The organism is Haloarcula rubripromontorii, assembly GCF_001280425.1.
Classification (GTDB): domain Archaea; phylum Halobacteriota; class Halobacteria; order Halobacteriales; family Haloarculaceae; genus Haloarcula; species Haloarcula rubripromontorii.
In genome coordinates, this window is record NZ_LIUF01000002.1 from 775,342 (window position 1) to 792,601 (window position 17,260).

At 61.2% G+C, this 17,260-nt stretch carries 15 protein-coding genes; 11 read left to right on the forward strand and 4 right to left on the reverse strand.

Annotated elements, in window-relative coordinates:
* Positions 1-5: 5 nt before the first annotated feature.
* Positions 6-401, forward strand: coding sequence for a hydroxyphenylacetyl-CoA thioesterase PaaI (gene paaI, locus AMS69_RS09185; protein WP_053967753.1), 396 nt, complete (start codon positions 6-8; stop codon positions 399-401).
* A gap of 3 nt (positions 402-404) precedes the next feature.
* On the opposite strand, the gene paaK is transcribed toward paaI, so the two are convergent.
* Entirely contained in the window at positions 405-1,694 is a 1,290-nt protein-coding gene (gene paaK, locus AMS69_RS09190; protein WP_053967754.1) for a phenylacetate--CoA ligase PaaK, read from the reverse strand.
* Between the two features lie 132 nt (positions 1,695-1,826).
* Between paaK and AMS69_RS09195 the strand changes: the two genes are divergently transcribed.
* On the forward strand, positions 1,827-2,999 hold the full coding sequence (locus tag AMS69_RS09195; RefSeq protein WP_053967755.1) for a thiolase domain-containing protein: 1,173 nt from the start codon (positions 1,827-1,829) through the stop codon (positions 2,997-2,999).
* Positions 2,996-4,432: a zinc ribbon domain-containing protein gene (locus AMS69_RS09200; RefSeq protein WP_053967756.1), complete on the forward strand. Its 1,437-nt coding sequence runs from the start codon at positions 2,996-2,998 to the stop codon at positions 4,430-4,432. Before AMS69_RS09195 ends, AMS69_RS09200 begins: the two co-directional genes overlap by 4 nt.
* A gap of 6 nt (positions 4,433-4,438) precedes the next feature.
* Here AMS69_RS09200 and AMS69_RS09205 read toward each other — a convergent pair whose 3' ends face one another.
* Positions 4,439-5,584, reverse strand: coding sequence for a thiolase family protein (locus tag AMS69_RS09205; RefSeq protein ID WP_053967757.1), 1,146 nt, complete (start codon positions 5,582-5,584; stop codon positions 4,439-4,441).
* 98 nt (positions 5,585-5,682) lie between these two features.
* Between AMS69_RS09205 and AMS69_RS09210 the strand changes: the two genes are divergently transcribed.
* A complete protein-coding gene (locus AMS69_RS09210) occupies positions 5,683-6,567 on the forward strand; it encodes a 3-hydroxyacyl-CoA dehydrogenase family protein (RefSeq protein WP_053967869.1) in 885 nt (294 codons plus the stop codon).
* On the forward strand, positions 6,564-7,376 hold the full coding sequence (locus AMS69_RS09215) for an enoyl-CoA hydratase/isomerase family protein (protein ID WP_053967758.1): 813 nt from the start codon (positions 6,564-6,566) through the stop codon (positions 7,374-7,376). Before AMS69_RS09210 ends, AMS69_RS09215 begins: the two co-directional genes overlap by 4 nt.
* Positions 7,377-7,481: 105 nt before the next feature.
* Here the strand turns inward: AMS69_RS09215 and AMS69_RS09220 are convergent, their stop codons facing one another.
* On the reverse strand, positions 7,482-8,252 hold the full coding sequence (locus tag AMS69_RS09220) for an IclR family transcriptional regulator (RefSeq protein WP_053967759.1): 771 nt from the start codon (positions 8,250-8,252) through the stop codon (positions 7,482-7,484).
* Between the two features lie 111 nt (positions 8,253-8,363).
* Here AMS69_RS09220 and AMS69_RS09225 point away from each other — a divergent pair, with 111 nt between their 5' ends.
* A complete protein-coding gene (locus tag AMS69_RS09225) occupies positions 8,364-8,690 on the forward strand; it encodes an EthD domain-containing protein (protein WP_053967760.1) in 327 nt (108 codons plus the stop codon).
* Between the two features lie 58 nt (positions 8,691-8,748).
* Here AMS69_RS09225 and AMS69_RS09230 read toward each other — a convergent pair whose 3' ends face one another.
* Positions 8,749-9,219 (reverse strand): VOC family protein, encoded by a 471-nt coding sequence (locus tag AMS69_RS09230; protein ID WP_053967761.1) that lies wholly within the window; start codon positions 9,217-9,219, stop codon positions 8,749-8,751.
* Positions 9,220-9,417: 198 nt separating this feature from the next.
* On the opposite strand from AMS69_RS09230, the gene AMS69_RS09235 reads away from it, so the two are divergent.
* The 5 genes from AMS69_RS09235 (at position 9,418) to AMS69_RS09255 (ending at position 17,153) form a co-directional block, all read left to right on the forward strand.
* Positions 9,418-12,267 carry a penicillin acylase family protein gene (locus tag AMS69_RS09235; RefSeq protein ID WP_053967762.1) on the forward strand — a complete coding sequence of 950 codons (2,850 nt, stop codon included), beginning with the start codon at positions 9,418-9,420 and terminating at the stop codon, positions 12,265-12,267.
* A 129-nt stretch (positions 12,268-12,396) separates the two neighbouring features.
* Complete coding sequence (locus AMS69_RS09240) at positions 12,397-13,644, forward strand: ABC transporter substrate-binding protein (protein WP_053967763.1); 1,248 nt, start codon at positions 12,397-12,399, stop codon at positions 13,642-13,644.
* 8 nt (positions 13,645-13,652) lie between these two features.
* Positions 13,653-15,677, forward strand: coding sequence for an ABC transporter permease (locus AMS69_RS09245; RefSeq protein ID WP_053967764.1), 2,025 nt, complete (start codon positions 13,653-13,655; stop codon positions 15,675-15,677).
* Entirely contained in the window at positions 15,670-16,434 is a 765-nt protein-coding gene (locus AMS69_RS09250) for an ABC transporter ATP-binding protein (RefSeq protein ID WP_053967765.1), read from the forward strand. The genes AMS69_RS09245 and AMS69_RS09250 overlap by 8 nt, the downstream gene beginning before the upstream one ends.
* Positions 16,431-17,153 (forward strand): ABC transporter ATP-binding protein, encoded by a 723-nt coding sequence (locus tag AMS69_RS09255; protein ID WP_053967766.1) that lies wholly within the window; start codon positions 16,431-16,433, stop codon positions 17,151-17,153. The genes AMS69_RS09250 and AMS69_RS09255 overlap by 4 nt, the downstream gene beginning before the upstream one ends.
* Positions 17,154-17,260: the final 107 nt, after the last annotated feature.

Here is a 17,260-nt window from a genome sequence, read left to right on the forward strand (position 1 = left end):
GCTGTATGTCCGGTGTCGCTGACGAAGTCAGAGAGCGTATCGAATCGGACGCGTACTGCGAAACTCTCGGCATCGACCTGATCGAACTCGACTCGGGGTACGCACAGACTGAGCTGACGATTACTGAGGACTTGCTGAACTTTCATGGGACACCCCATGGCGGGGCGATCTACTCACTCGCCGATGCAGCGTTCGCCGCGGCGTCGAACTCGCACGGGGAGGCGGCGGTTGCACTGGAGACGAACGTCTCGTATCTAGACGCCGTCGACACCGGCGAGACGCTGTCTGCGGTCGCTGAAGAGACACATCTCGCGGACAGCACCGCGGAGTACGAGGTGACGGTGACTGCACAGGATGGCGAGCGTATCGCGACGTTTCGTGGACGAGTCTACCGGCCCTGACAGTCAGTCACGGTGGTCGTAGACGCGTTTCACTTTCCCGACCTGCGTCCGTTCGATGCTACCGGGCGCAACGAGTTCGAGTTCGTCCGGGGTGAACGCGAGGACGTTTTCCAGACGTTCGATGATTTCATCTTCCAGCGCTTTGTCGCCCGGCCCCTGCTCCGCAGTCCGTTCGATGGTGAGTTCCAGAACGTCGAGGTTGTCCTCCTCATAGAGGTCGATTCGGTAGTGCGGGGCGACGCCGTCGATATCTAGTACCGCGTGTTCGATTTCGCTGGGGTAGAGGTTGACGCCCCGGATGATGAGGAGGTCATCGGTCCGGCCGGTGACGTTGTCCATCCGTACCATCGTCCGCCCACACGCACACTCATCGTAGTTCAGCGTCGTGAGGTCACCGGTCCGGTATCGGAAGACCGGCAACGCTTCCTTGGTGAGCGTTGTGAGAACGAGTTCCCCTTCTTCGCCTTCTTCGACCGGCTCTTTCGTGTGTGGATCGATGACTTCCGGGTAGAAATGGTCCTCCCAGATGTGAAGTCCGTCTTGCGCTTCGTGGCATTCGCACGAGACGCCGGGGCCGATGATCTCGGACAGCCCGTAAATATCGATGCCATCGACGCCCAGTCGCTCCTCGATCTCCTCCCGCATCGGGTCTGTACACGGCTCTGCGCCGAAGATAATCGTTGAGATCGGCAGCTCTCTGGGATCGTGACCCATCTCTTCGGCGGTCTCGGCGAGATAGAGGGCATACGATGGGGTGCAGGCGAACACATCGCTCTCTAGGTCGGTCATCAACTCGATCTGTCGCTGTGTCTGGCCGCTCCCGATTGGAATAACTGAGGCCCCCAGCTCCTCAGTTCCGTAGTGGAGCCCCAGTCCGCCGGTGAACAATCCGTAGCCGTAGGCGTTCTGGACAGTGTCCCCCGCTTCGGTCCCGCTCGCAGCCAACGACCGTGCGACGACTTCACTCCAGGTGTCGAGGTCGTCATCCGTGTACGAGACGATTTTCGGTTTACCGGTCGTCCCGGACGACGCGTGGATTCTGGCAACGTTTTCATCGTCTACGGCGAAGAGACCGTCGGGGTACTCGTCGCGGAAATCCTCTTTCGTCGTCATCGGCAGCTTCGTGATGTCGTCGATACTCTCGATGTCGTCGGGGGAGACGCCCATCTCGTCGAGCTTTTCCCGGTAAAACGGGACGTTCTCGTAAGCGTGTGCTACAATCCCCTGTAATCGGTCAGTTTGTAACGCACGCAGCTCCGCACGGTCGGCCGTCTCCAGTTGCTTGTACACCATCTTCAATGACAGAATGGGATGAGAGTGATAAAATGGTTTGGGATTGGTCACTCCGCTGCCAATTGCGTGCGTGGCGTGTAACTCTCGACGAGTGATGCAAAGCTATTTTTCAGTACCCTCAGAGTTCTATGTATGCGGGACGCGTATCTCATCGGCGCAGGGCAAACGCCGTTTGGCTCGATGCCCGAGGAGAGCTACAGATCACTGTTCGACCATGCAGTTAGTGAGGCTGTCGACAGTGTCGACCACGGTATCGATATGGATGCGATAGATGAGGCGGTCGTCGGCTCACTCGGTGTAGGCGGCCGGCAGCTCGGTCTCTCGGGACCGGCAGCAACCGAACACGCCGGGCTGCACGGTGTCCCCAGCGTCCGCGTCGAAAACGCCTGTGCTGCGTCGGGCTATGCCGTCCGACAGGCAGTACAGGCGGTCAAAAGCGGGATGGCCGACGTGGCGCTGGCCGGCGGCGTCGAAGTCATGACCGATATGAGTAGCGACGTGACGAAGTACTGGCTCGGCGTTTCCGGCGAAACAGAGTGGGAGCGCCTGACCGGGACGACGTTTTCCGGTGTCTACGCACAGATGGCAAGCGCGTATCTACGAAAATACGAGGCAAGCGAGGAGCATCTCTCCATGGTGGCGGTCAAAAATCATCGGCACGGCGCGAAGAACCCGAAATCCCACCTGGGCTTCGAATGCTCTCTCGAAGACGCCGCCGGCGCACCGGTCGTCGCAGACCCGCTGAACCTCTATCACTGCTGTCCGACATCTGACGGCGCAGCGGTCGCGCTCGTCGCCAGTGAGGATGTCGTCGAGCAGTACTCTGACGACCCGGTCCGGGTCGCTGGAGTCGGCGCGGCCAGCGACCGGGTCGGTCTCTTCCAGCGCGACAGCTACACCGAGATTTCTGCTTCGAAAAAGGCCGCGGACACAGCATACGACCGCGCCGGAGTCGGCCCTGACGACCTTGATTTCGCGGAGGTCCACGACTGCTTTACAATCGCAGAATTGCTCGCATACGAGGACCTCGGGTTCTGTGACCGCGGCGAGGCACCGCAGCTACTTGACGCGGGAACGACCGACGCTGACGGAGCGCTCCCGGTCAATCTCTCCGGCGGTCTGAAATCGAAGGGCCACCCTATCGGCGCAACCGGTGCCGGACAGATCGTTGAGGCGTTCAAACAGCTCACCGGCAGCGCCGCTGACCGGCAGCTAGCCGCCCCGAAGTACGGGCTGACGCATAACGTGGGTGGAAGCGGGGGCAGCGCAGTTGTCCACATCCTCGAACGGGAGGCTGCACGATGACTGCGTCAGGGCTCGCGGCCATCGGCGCGTACGCACCTCGGCTGCGGATCGACGCGGCGGCGTTCGAAGCTGCCTGGGGTCGATTCGATGCGGCGGGAATCGACGAGAAGGCGGTCCCTGACGCCGACGAGGACTCGGTCACGATGGGTATTGAAGCAGCCCGCCGTGCGCTCACTGCCGCCGACGCGTCCGGCACGGATGTCGCGCACTTGGCCTTCGCGACAACGACACCGCCGATGGCGGAAGAGGACCTCGCGGCGCGACTCTGCAGTATTCTCACCGTCCCCGACAGCGCAAAGACGCAGACCATGACCGGCTCAACGCACGCCGGTGCGCAGGCACTGGACGCAACCATGGACGGCGGGCCGTTCGGGGACGGCATCGGTCTCGTCGTCATCAGCGACTGTCCGCGGGGCGACCCTGACAGCGAGGTCGAACACGCCGCCGGTGCCGGCAGTGTTGCGCTCGTTGTTGACGAGGACGGTCCCGGAACCGTCATTGAGCGAGCGTCACACACCGAGGCGTACCCCGGAACGCGCTTCAGAACGGGCGGCGACGACCGGACGACCGGGTTGGGCGTTACGCAGTACGACCGCGACGCGTTCACGACCACGCTTTCCAGTGCGGCGAAAAGACTGGACGTATCGATGGATACAGTTGATGCAGCCGCGGTCCAGTCTCCGGACGGAAAACTCCCGTATCGGGCGACTGGTGCGCTCGGGGTTGACGCGGGGACTATTGCCGCCGCGGACACAGTTAGTTCGCTCGGGGACACCGGCGCGGCAAGTGCATTTCTCGGAGCGGCGACAGCGTTTGCGGACGACGCCGAGCGCGTGCTGATTGCCGCGTACGGAAGCGGCGCGAGTGCGACGCTGTTCGCCGTTACTGGTCCCGTGCCGGTCGAAACTGCACTGGACGGGACCGCCTCCCTGTCCTACGCTGAGTACCTCAGGCGGCGCGGCGAGATTACACGCGACGAACCCGAGGGTGGCGGAGCCTACGTTAGCGTCCCGTCCTGGCAGCGGACGATTCCGCAACGCCACCGGCTCGTCGCCGGCCGGTGTTCCGCGTGTGATGCGTTGAACTTCCCGCCGACTGGGGCCTGTACGGACTGTCACGAGCGCACCGGTGATTTCGAGGCTGTCGAACTGCCCGGGACCGGGACAGTCGAGGCAGTAACGACCATCGAACAGGGCGGTGCACCGCCGGAGTTCGTCGCTCAGCAGTCCAAGAGCGGCCAGTTCGATAGCGCTATCGTCGCACTCGACAGCCCGTCGGATGCACAGACCGTGAGTGTCCCTGCACAGGTGCTTCCGACGAAGGCCGAAGTCACAATCGGCACCTCTGTCGTGCTGACGACGCGGCGCATCTACACGCAGGAGGGCGTCATCAGATACGGCTTCAAAGCACAGGTCGCCAGCCAGCGCCGGTAGCCGCCATCAGCCGGAATTCTCGAACACGACCGCGACACCCTGACCGAACCCGACACACATCGTCGCCAGTCCGTGTGTCGCGTCTTGCCGTTGCATCTCATACAGTAACGTCGTCGTGATTCGTGCCCCCGAACAGCCAAGCGGATGCCCTAACGCGATCGCCCCACCGTTGACGTTGAGCCGTCCGTCCGGAATGTCAAGTTCGCGTTTGCAGTGGATGCTCTGGGCGGCAAAGGCCTCGTTGAGTTCCACGAGGTCGATATCGTCGATTGTCAGGTCAGCGTCGTCCAGCGCAGCACGCGTCGCCGGAATCGGCCCCCGCCCCATGACCAGCGGATCGACACCGGCGACAGACCGCGTCTCTATCCGGCCGAGGATATCAAGACCGTGTTGTTCCGCGTACGCCGCCGATGTGACGAGCATCCCAGCGGCCCCGTCGGTCAGCGGCGACGCGTTCCCCGGCGTGACTGTCGCCGCCTCGTCGTCGCGGAACACCGTCGGGAGTTCGTTCAACTGCTCGACTGACGTGTCTGCCCGTGGTGTTTTGTCAGTCTCTACTGCTGTCTCGTCGGTGTGGACTGGCACGGTCTCCGCATCGAATCGGCCGCCTTCCATCGCAGCGACCGCCCGCTCGTGTGACCGCAGCGCAAATTCGTCCTGGGCTTTCCGGCTGATATCGTGGGTTCGTGCGATGGTTTCGGCCGTCTGTCCCATCGGTAGCTTGTCGGGGTCGTACCGCCGCTCGATAGCGGGATGCAGCCAGTCGGAGAAGGGGACGGTACTCATGTGCTCGACGCCGGCGACCGGATACACCGCACCGTCGCCCGCCTCGATGGCACGAGCGGCGTCGACGAGCGTTGTCAGTGACGAGCCACACAGGCGCGTCGTCGTCGCTCCGGGCACTGTTTCCGGAAACCCGCCGGCGAGTATCGACTGCCGGGCGAGGTTTCGTCCCTGCTCTCCCTCTTGATTTGCACACCCGAGTCGGAAGTCGTCCCACTCGACGGCCGGAACACCGGTCCGGTCGACAAGTGCAGCAAGCACGGTGGTGACGAGGTCTTCGGGATGTGTCCCGGCCAGCGCGCCATCCTTCGGCACCTGTGGCGTTCGTACAGCATCGACAACGACGGCTTGCGAGTCGGAGCCAGTCATTCTCACTGACAGCTACCGTGGCCGCTGTATTAAATGCAGGCCACACTGCGGCGGGACGCAGGCAACGTTTTTACCCCTCGCTACTGTGCTGAGAAATGATGCACGTAGCTATTCTAGGCGCCGGTACCATGGGCCACGGTATCGCTCAAGTGTCGGCAATGGCCGGTCACGACGTCTTTCTCCGTGATATCGAATCAGATATCGTCGATGACGGCTTGGCCGCCATCGAGTCGAACCTCGAAGAGGGTATCGCCCGGGAGAAGGTGTCCGAACCGACGGCCGAGGCAACGCTGAACCGCCTCACAGGAACCACGTCGCTGGAGGAGGCCGTGACTGGGGCAGACCTCGTCGTGGAAGCAGTCCCCGAAGACATGGAGATCAAACACGAGACGCTCACCGATGTCGAATCCCACGTCGACCCGGCGACGCTTATCGCGTCAAACACCTCCTCGCTCTCATTGACCGAGATAGCGAGCGTTCTCGACCATCCGGAACGGGCTATCGGCCTCCACTTTTTCAATCCGGTACATATCATGGCGCTCGTCGAGATCGTCGTCGCGGAACAGACGAGTCCCGAGACGGTTGCGCGTGCCCGGGAGTTCGTGAGCGGGATCGACAAGACACCGGTGGAGGTGGCTGACGCACCGGGCTTTGCCTCCTCCCGGCTTGGTGTCTCGCTGGGCGTCGAAGCGATGCGGATGGTGCAGGAGGGCGTTGCAACACCGCAGGACATCGATACCGCGATGGAACTCGGATACAATCACCCGATGGGACCGATCGAACTCGGCGATGTCGTCGGTCTCGATGTCCGGCTGGACATCCTCGAATATCTGCGTGCGGAACTCGGTGAACGGTTCCGGCCGCCACAGATACTGAAACGGAAGGTCCGAGCTGGGAAACTCGGCAAGAAATCCGGCGAGGGGTTCTACGTCTGGGAGGACGGTGACATCGTCGACACCAGCGGCGACTGGGGGGACGCATGACGGACCTCGCTGAGGCCGCCGCGGACTGTGAAACCGTTTCGGTGAGCGTCGGTGACCGTGTCGAGAATGTCGCCACTGTCGAGTTACACCGGCCGGAGGCCCGAAACGCGCTCAATGCCCAGTTGCGGTCGGAGTTCAAACAGGTCTTCGACGCAATCCCTGACAGCGATGTCCGTGCTGTCGTGTTGACTGGCGCGGCAGACACCGGCGCATTCGTTGCCGGTGCGGACGTGACAGAACTCCGTGAGCGGGATATGCTAGAGCAACGGGAGGCGAGCAAGCGACCCCGGGTCTACGAATATGTCGACGAGTGCCCGATGCCGGTCATCGCCCGCATCAACGGTCACGCACTCGGCGGCGGCTGTGAGCTGATTCAGGCGGCTGATATCCGGATCGCGCACACGGATGCGAAATTCGGCCAGCCGGAGATCAATCTCGGCATCATGCCCGGCGGTGGCGGGACACAGCGACTGCCGCGTCTGGTCGGCGAGGGCCATGCCATGCGGCTTATTCTTACCGGCGACCTCATCGACGCAACAGAGGCCGCCGACATCGGCCTCGTCGACGAGGTCCACGACGACGACGCCTTCGATGAGCGAGTCTACGAGATAGCGGCGTCGATTGCAGAGAAAAGCCCCGCAGCGCTCGAACTGGCGAAGAAAGCCGTCCGTGCCAGTTCCCGAATGGATCTCGAAGCCGGCATCGAGTACGAGGCTGAACTGTTCGCACAGCTGTTCGCAACTGGTGACAAGGACGAAGGGATCGACGCGTTCCTCGAAGACAGAGAGCCAGAGTGGGCCAGCGAGTGAGCGTGCGCTGTCCCCAGAACGGGGGACTCCGCTCGGTCGCCGCTCCACTCAGCAAGGTACAACTCGAAAACGGCCCGTTTCTCCGCTAGAATCGCGCTGCTGGCCTCAGGGATGAGCCATGTTTATGCCGATCTCGTTGACGACGCCCAGTAGCAGCGTCGGCAGTTCGTCCCGGAGAATGGAACCCTCAAGGCGGCTCGCCGGACCGGACACACTGATCGCCCCGATGGCAATGTCGTTTTCGTCCGTAATCGGGGCCCCGACCGCGTGCAGGCCCTCCACAGACTCCTCAAAGTTGAACGCGTATCCGCGGTCACGGATGGTCTCGATTTCTTCCCAGAGTTCGTCCCGGTCGGTGATGGTCTGTGGCGTCCGGCCAGGCAAGCCATGCCTGTCGATGGTCTCTGTGATCTGGGTATCGGGAAGGTGTGCGAGTATGGCCTTCCCCGCGGCGTGCTGGTGGAGGTAGTTCCGATGGCCAACCCGGGCGTACGTCTGTACCGAGTGTTTGCCCTGCGCGCCGTAGATGTGGACGCTCCGGCCGTGTTCCTCGACTGCACACCAGATCTTTTCCTCTGTCTCTTCTGCGAGTTCGTCGACTCTCGGCTTCGCCTCGTCGTAGAGCCGATACTTGTTCCGTGCCACTTCGCCGTAGTCCAGAAAGCGGATTCCGAGCTGATACTCGTTGTCGTCCTCGACGAGGAGACTGTTGGCCGCGAGTGTCTTCATATATCTGTGCGTCGTACTCTTCGCACAGCCGAGGTGGGCTGTCATTTCCGACACCGTGGCCGTGTCGTGTTTCTTGAGATACTCCATGATCTCGATTGCTCGCTCGATTGTTCCGACCGGCCTGTTGACAGCGGGCGGGATTGCCATACGTACACACATGTCTAACCGGCTTACAAGTGTTTTGTTCGAATAGCTTGAATCGATACAGCTAGCTCGGATCGGTAGCTAAAAGCCAACCCCTGACGACATGGCGCACGCATGCCAAAAATCGTCGATTTACTCGTCCGGAGAGATGGTTACACTCACGAGGAGTTCGCCAACCGATGGCAGGGCGACCACTCGGAGCTAGCGATGGACTTGCCAGGACTGCAACGCTACGTGACATCTGTCCCAACCGACCCAGAGCGTGCGGCGTACGACGGCGTGCTGGAGCTGTATTTCGAGGACATGAACGCACTCAGCGCCGCGTTCGATTCGGACCTTGCTGAGACGGTTCAGGCTGACGCGGCCGAGTTTATCGACCTAGAGGCCGGTCCCCGGCTGATCGTCGAGGAAACGGTCCAGCTCGACGAAAGAGACGACTGATAGCGTTCCGCCTGTTTTCCTGATCGACGCGGTTGCAGAGAGCGAGCCGACGCAGACATCAACCGTTGAGTCGGCTGCCATCGACGTAGAGCTTCCCGGCAGGTGGTCGGTCAGCGTCGTAACTATCGTGATACTCGAACAGTTGAATGAGCGCTCCGGTCGGGTTCGACGGTGGCACAAACGCCTCGGTCCAGTCCTGATACTCGCGGTGTTCGACGACGCTGTAACCGTTGCGCTCCAGTATCGCTTTCACGGCGTCAACAGCAGCTACTTCGAGCGTGACGTGGTGCAATCCCGGCCCGTAGTCGTCGAGATACGACGTGAGGAACGTGTCCGGTGCCTCCGGTGCGATGAGTTCGAGCCGCGACGCGTCTTGATTGAAGTCGTACTGCGCCCAGCGAAACCGTCCTTCGACGGACTCTTCGATGAGTTTCCGACAGCCGAGTGCGAACAGGAACGGTTCAGCGTCGGCGATATGCTCGACAGCGATCCCGATGTGGTCGACACGGATCGGCGGATCCACAGACATGGCGAGGACTGCGGCAGGCTCCCAATTATATGCTTGGGCCGAGAGTGCGGGCGGCGGTGAACTCAGTGCGGGTGCTGGGCGAATTGGCCGGCACAGTGCCGGGCAGACCGACTCTGATACCGTATCTGGAAAGGCATCCCAGTGACGCCCCCATATATCCCCAAATATTTATTACATATCCAGACTGTCACCTACGGGATGCCAACACAGCACCAGCACTCGTGGCAGCACCTCTCTCGACGAACACTTCTGAAGACAGGGGCCGCGGTTACCGGCATGACCGGAATCGGTGCCATCGAGACGGAGTTGGCGTACGCGCAGGCAGACGATGCCACGGTCACGATACGACGAGACGACTATGGCGTTCCACACATCTACGCCCGCGACGCTGACAGCCGTGCGCCGGTGTTCTACGGATTCGGATACGCAACGGCGGCAGACCGGCTCTATCAGCTCGAACTGTACCGGCGGTACTATCACGGGACTGTCGCGGCGGTCCTCGGTGCGGGTGACGAGGACACCGACTGGGTCCAGTTCGATATCGAAGCGCGGCGCAACACCGCAGGCGAGCCGCCACTGGACGAGCAGGCCGCTGAACAGTTGACGGCGGACCAGCGAGCGGTCCTGCAGGCGTTTACAGACGGCATCAACCGATACATTACCGAAGTCCGTGAAAGCGAGGACCTGCAGTTCCATCAGGCGTTTCAGGAACACGGGTTCGAACCCGAGGCGTTTACCACGACCGACGCTGCTGGGATGTTCGTCGCCAGTATGGCGTATTTCAGCGGCTTCCAGCTTGAGACACTCAGTGCGACTGTCCTTGACGCACTCACGCAGGAAACCGGGAGCGAACAGCGTGCGATGGAGCTATTCGAGGACCTGCAGTGGGGCGACGACCCCGGCTGCCCGACCTCGACGGTCCAGCCAGCGGATACCTACTCCCCTTCCTATACCGACGTGGGCGCAGGGCCGACACCCAACGTAACTGGGGGACAGCAGACAGACAGGGTGACACGCGGGGCAAGCGGCCCGTCTGCGACGCCGAGCAACGTCGTTACCGGCGGGGACTACACGCCCCCAGCTGACGCTGACGGAATGCACGAGGGCGAAATGGACCGGATGCGAACGCTTGCGTCCGGACTCGACAGGCTTGGCCTCCCGATCAAGTACGGCAGCAACGCCCTCGCTGTCCAGGGTGATATCACGGCCAGTGGCGATGCGCTACTGATGGGCGGGCCACAGATGGGGTTCAACACCCCCTCGATAATGTACGAAGCGAGCCTCCACGGCCCGGACTTCGATATCGCCGGTGTCACAGTTGCGGGATATCCGTTCATCATGTTCGGACACAATCGCAACGGGGCACTGACCTCGACCGCCGGCATCGACAACTGCATCCAGATGTTCACGGAGTCGATTACGACCAACTCGTCGGGGCCGGACACGTACACCTTTCAGGGCGAGGAGTACGAGGTTGAAACGGTCGAGCGGACAATTACTGTCGCTGATGGCGAGGACGTGACGTATACTGAACGGTTCACTCGCCACGGTGTCGTGACCCAGTGGGACCCTGACAACGGGGAAGCACTGGCACAGACGAAATCATACGCCGGCCGGCATATGAACTGCTGGCGGGCTTTCTATGAATGTCAGTTCGCGACGGACGCCGAGGCGTTCCGGGAATCAGCCAAGCGGTGTGACTATGCGTTGAACTTCATGTGGGCCGACAAGGACGGTGACATCGCGTATGTCCATCTGGGTCGGTATCCGGACAGCGAAGCGGTCGACTGGGACACCCGGCTGCCAGCCGATGGAACACAGTACGAGCTCACGGCGTCGGACTACCTGCGTGCGGCTGACGGTGACGTGCCCTACGCAATCAACCCCGAACCGGGGTACTCGGCACAGTGGAACAACAAACCCGCGCCTGCGTGGAACAACGGTGACCTGAGCTATTCGTGGTCGACCGACCACCGTGTGCAACGCATCATCAATCTGGTCGAGCAGCGGTTAGCGCAGGAGGGGACAGTTGATTATGACTTTCTGAAGACTGTTATCTACGACATCTCCTTCACCGACCTGCGTTCGATTCGGTACAGAGACCATCTGCTGGATGCGCTTGCGGACGCGGATCTCTCGGATACCGAACAGCAAGCACGCGACGAACTGGCCTCGTGGGACCACTTTGCACAGGCTGACGGCGAGGACAACGAGGGGCGCCACTCTGCTGGCTACACCATCTGGGATGCGACGTTCCCGTACATTCTGGAGGAGGTTTTCAGCGAGACGTTCGGAAGTGCCTACGGCCCGGCATCGTTCTTCCTCGGCTACGACTACGGTCGCGGCACCCTGATGCGGGTCCTCAACCCGGCGGAGACAGCACTGACGACGCAGGCAGAGTACGCGGATGGTGACATCACGGACGCGCTGGTCAGCGCGTTCCGGACGGCTGTGGGCGACCTCGCCGAGCAATACGACGGTGCCCCGGAGACTTGGCGGCGTGAGGCAGCGCTACACGAGTTCGACAATCTCGCGCTGTTCGGGATGCCTACCGGTGTCACGTCCGCGGGGAACACGGCGCTGATGAACCGCGGAACCGAGAACCACGTCGTCCGGCTGAGTGACGACCCGCAGGCAGAGAACATCCTCCCGCCCGGAAACGACGGCTACGTCGCACCAGACGGCACTACTGGCGAGCATTACGCCGACCAGCTGGCGATGTTCGAGAATTTCGAGTACAAACAGCTGTTGTTCGCCGACGCAGCTATTGAGTCCGCCACGACCGAGACCCGAACGCTGGCGCTGCCGGCAAACGCAACTGGCGGTGCTATCGGTAACACGCCGACGACTGACAGCACCGAGACAGACGAGGGTACTGCGGCGAGCGGCGCAACGACTACCGATGAGACAGACAGCGCGGACACAGCGACGGGGACGACTACCGCGACTGACGCCAGTGGACCCGGCTTCACGACACTGACTGGGGCGACAGCAGTCCTTGGGACTGCGCTGGCGTGGCTGTACAGACAAGAGGACGACACCAGATAGCCACCACTGCGGTGGGAATCAGGAGCCACGAGACGGGATACCGCCGCTACTGACCCCCTCGAACTGCGCGATACACGCTGACAGGGGCAAGGCTTTAATACGATTTGCTTAACAATAGATAATGAACCTATGTCGAGCGAAGGTACCTCATCAGACCGTACTGTAGGAATCGACCGGTCACGGAGACAGTTCCTCGCCGCAGCCGGCGCGGTCGGCGCGCTTGGCCTCGCCGGCTGTCAGGGCGGGTCCACGGGTGGCGACGAGGCAGTGACTATTGCGAGCCTGAACCCGATGACTGGCCCGTTCAGCTCTCTCGGACCGGGCCAGCGCACTGGGGCTGAACTCGCCGTCACGGAGATAAACAACAACGACGACTACGACTTCGAGTTCGAGCTGGTGACGGGCGATACAGAAACCGAGGCCGGGGCCGCACAGTCCGAGGCACAGCGCGTCGTTCAAGAAGAGGGGGCAGAGTTTGTGTTCGGTGCGATATCAAGCTCCGTTGCACTCGGGCTGAACGACTTTGCCGCTCAGTCGGAGCATATCTATTTCCCGGGCGGCGCAGCAGTCCCGATCACCGGGTCTGCCTGCAACGAATGGGTGTTCCGCTTCGAAACGAACACCGCACAGATTGCCGAGGCGATATCGGCGTACTCAGTCAACAATTTGGGGAACAACGTCTGGTTCCACTACGCGGACTACGCGTACGGCGACTCGGTGTACAACCGCACCAGCAGGCGCATGGCGGCCGCCAGCGACGACTACACCGAGGTCGGGACATCAACGTCCGAGTTGGGTGCCAGCAACTACGGCTCGTTCATCACGCAGATCAGCAACTCTGACGCTGACGTGGTCGTGCTTGGGATGACCGGTGGTGATCTGGTGAACTTCACCAACCAGGCCGCGGATCAGGGCCTCACCGACCAGATCGCTGTCGTCGGTCCGACCCAGACGTTCCAGAGCGTCCGTGCCGGAACCGGGTCGAACAGCGTCGGCACATTCGGCGGCGCTCGGTACGACCCTTCGCTCGACACCGGTGACAATCAGGCGTTCGTCGAGGCCTACGCCAGCGAGAACGACCGTGAGCCCGGCAACTTCGCCCGCGTTGGCTACGACTCGCTGCGGTTGATGGCGAAAGGCATGAACGAGGCCGGAAGTACCGAACCGGCGGATGTCCGAGACGCCCTCGAAGGTGGCACGTTCACGACAGTACTGGGAGACATCACCCTTCGAGAGAGCGATCATCAGGCCACGAACCCAACGTGGATGGCTGAGCTCGTTGAAGGCGACGGTGATACAGCGGATGTGGAACTCCTTGAGCAGGTCCCGGGTTCGGAAACACTCCCACCGGCCAGTGACCTCGGCTGTGAGATGTAGGTAGTACAATGGTTGCTGCCGATTTCATCGAACAACTGCTGAATGGCCTCACCCTGGGGATGGTTTACGTCCTGCTAGCCGCCGGGCTGTCAGTCATTTTCGGCGTGATGGACGTGATCAACTTCTCCCATGGCGAACTGTTCGCACTCGGTGCGTACTTCGCGCTGACCATCATTGCGCCGTTCGGAGCGGGGACTGGATTCTGGGTCGCGATAGTGGTTGCCCCGGTCGTCGTCGGTCTCATCGGGGCCGCTATCGAGCGAACGACTGTCCGGCCGTTATACGGTCGGGACCCGCTGTATCACATTCTCCTGACGTTCGGGCTGGTGCTCGTAATCAACGACGGCATCCGTCTTATTTGGGGGACACAGCAACGACAGCTAGCTGTCCCGGCGTATCTGAGCCGCCCGGTGTCTATACTGGGCGTTCAAGTATCGGTGTATAATTATTTCATGATCGTCTTTGCGGCGTTGCTCGCGGTCGTGACGTGGTACCTGCTGAACCGGACAAAGTACGGGATGATTATCCGTGCCGGGTCACAGGACCGTGAGATGGTTCGTAACGTCGGGATCGACATCGACCAGTACTACACGCTGGTCTTTGGCGTCGGTGCGGCGCTCGCTGCCGTCGCCGGGATTGTCCTCGGCGGCTACCAGAACGTAAACACTGGCATGGGCAACAGCGTCATCATTCCGGCGTTCGTCGTCGTCGTCCTCGGCGGTCTCGGTAGTTTCAGAGGGGCCGTCTTCGGCGGATTGCTCGTCGGTGTCGTCCAGACGCTTATGCGGGCCTACAGCGGGACTGTCCTTGCCACATTCGGTGAGACAACGCTGAGCGTTCCCAATCTCGAAGGGCTGACCGTGTACCTGCTTATGATCGCGGTGTTGCTCGTCAAACCGCAAGGACTGTTCGGAACCCGGGGTGACGAGTCGGAAGGGGAAGGTGAACTTCTCGTCGGTGGGTACGGCGGGATACTGGCAGACAGCACACGGGTCCGGCTCGGCGGAATCGCCGTTGCCGCGCTCGCAGTCGCGCCAGTGGCGATTCTGCTCATGGGCGATCAGTACTACCTTGTCGTCCTCAACGAGATTCTCATCTGGGCTATCTTCGCACTGAGTCTCGATATCGTGATGGGCTATGCCGGACTGGTGCCACTCGGCCACACAATGTTCTACGGCGTCGGCGCATACACCGCTGCGCTCGTGATGTTGCACTACTCGCAGTCGGTTTTCGTCGTGTTACTTGGGGCTATCCTCCTCTGTGCCCTCTTGGCTTGGGTCGTCGGCAGCCTCTCCATTCGGGTTTCCGGCGTGTATTTCGCGATGATTACGCTGGCGTTTGCGGAGTTACTCTACAGCGCTGTGTTCAAGTTCGACTTCACCGGCGGGAGCGACGGACTGCTCGGCTTTGAGGCGTTCCTCGGACTCGGTAGTGTCGGGGCGTCGCTCTCGAACATTGAGTTCGGGGTCCTCGGGTACGAAGTCGGACAGCAGTTCGTGTTCTACTATCTCGCCCTGCTGATTGCTGTACTCTCTTTCCTGTTCGCTCGGCGAATGATGAACGCACCGTTTGGTAGTGTCCTGCAGTCGATCCGGGAAAGCGAAGAGCGGGCGGAGTTCATCGGGTACGACGTCAACAGATACAAACGTCGAGCGTTTGTTGTTAGCGGCGGCATGGCCGGACTGGCCGGGGGTCTCCTCGCCGTCAGTCCGTCGACTGTCATTATCTCACCGGACCAGACCCTCAATTGGATCCACTCGGGCGAGGTCATCGTGATCGCGCTGTTCGGTGGGATGGGGACACTGTACGGTCCCATGATTGGCTCTGGTGTCTTCTTTGGTGCCGAGGAATTCCTCTCGTCGTACACCGACCAGTGGCGGCTCATTATCGGAACGATGTTCGTGCTGTTCGTGCTGTTTGTCCCACGCGGTATCGTATCGATTCCGTCCCTCGTCGCACAGCGACTTGAGACGGCCAACAACGCGGATGGTGCCGTTGACATGGACGAACGGGAAGTGAGAAGCGATGACTGAGACTGTCCTCGAAACGGACGGACTGACGAAGCGGTTCGGAAAGCTCACCGCTGTTGACGACGTGTCGCTGTCAGTTGCGGACGGTGAGTTCAGGAGCGTTATCGGACCAAACGGGGCCGGGAAGACGACGACGTTCAATCTCATCACTGGCGCGCTATCGCCGTCGGCGGGCGTGGTACGGTTCAAGGGTGAGGATATTACTAACGTCGCGCCACACGAACGGGTCGGCCGCGGACTGGGACGGTCGTTCCAGATTACGAACGTGTTCGGCGGTCTCACCGTAAGAGAAAACGTGCGTCTGGCAGCACAGTCCGTCCACAGTGACGAGATCAACCCGGGCGAAGCACTGTTCAGTGACAAGAACGGCTTCGACGAGATTACGGAGCAAACTGGGACGGTGCTGGAGCAGATCGGGCTTCACGACCGTGCTGACGAGCACGCGGAGGCTCTGGCGTACGGTGATCAGCGCCGACTCGAACTGGGCCTCGTACTGGCGACAGACCCAGATCTCGTCATGCTCGACGAACCAACTGCCGGCATGAGTAGCGAGGAAACACAGGCCACAATGAAGCTTATCGATGACGTCCTTTCAGACCGGTCGCTGATGCTCATCGAACACGATATCGACCTTGTGATGCGTGTCTCGGACCGGATTACCGTATTGACTCGCGGCGAAGAACTCGCAAGCGGGACGCCCGAAGAGATCGCAAACAACGAGGACGTCCGCGATGCGTACCTCGGTGGTGTTCGAGAATGACCGACCCGCTACTCTCCCTCGAAGACGTCCGGGCTGGATACGGGATGACTGAGGTACTACAGGGTGTTTCGATGGATGTCGAACGCGGAAGCGTCGTGTCGCTTGTCGGGCGCAACGGCGTCGGCAAGACAACGACGCTCCGCTCGATTGTCGGCAATATCACTCCGAATGGAGGGGAAATTACGTTCAACGGCGAAGACATCACGACACTCAGTCCCGAGGCGACGATCCGGCGGGGCATCGGGTTCGTCCCCGAAGAGCGACGTATTTTCCCCGAGCTGACCGTCCGAGAGAATATCCGGATGGGTGAGATCGGTGCTGAGTCCCCTGACGGCCCATCAGTCGACGATGTACTGGACATGTTCGAGAACCTTGCGGAGCGAGAACACAAGGACGGATCAGTCCTTTCAGGTGGCGAACAGCAGATGCTCGCGGTCGGCCGTGCCCTCACTGCTGACCCGGATCTGTTGCTACTCGATGAACCGACTGAAGGGCTTGCACCCTATGTCGTCCGGCAGATCGAAGACCTGATCCTCGAACTGAACGAACACGGTATCACGGTACTGGTTGTCGAGCAGAATATCCCGGTCGCGTTGGATGTCTCAGAGTACACGTACATCCTTGAAAAGGGCGAGATTGTCCACGAAGGAACAGCGGCGGAGATACAGGACAGCGACGACGTACTCGATAGACACCTCGGCGTCGGCGTCACTGACTGACTGTTGCAAAACCGGCGGAGAGCGGGACAGTCCTTATTCATGGACCGCATAGCGCCAGTCCGTGACCGCGGGCCGACTATCGGTCGAGTTCAATGCACCGAGCGGTA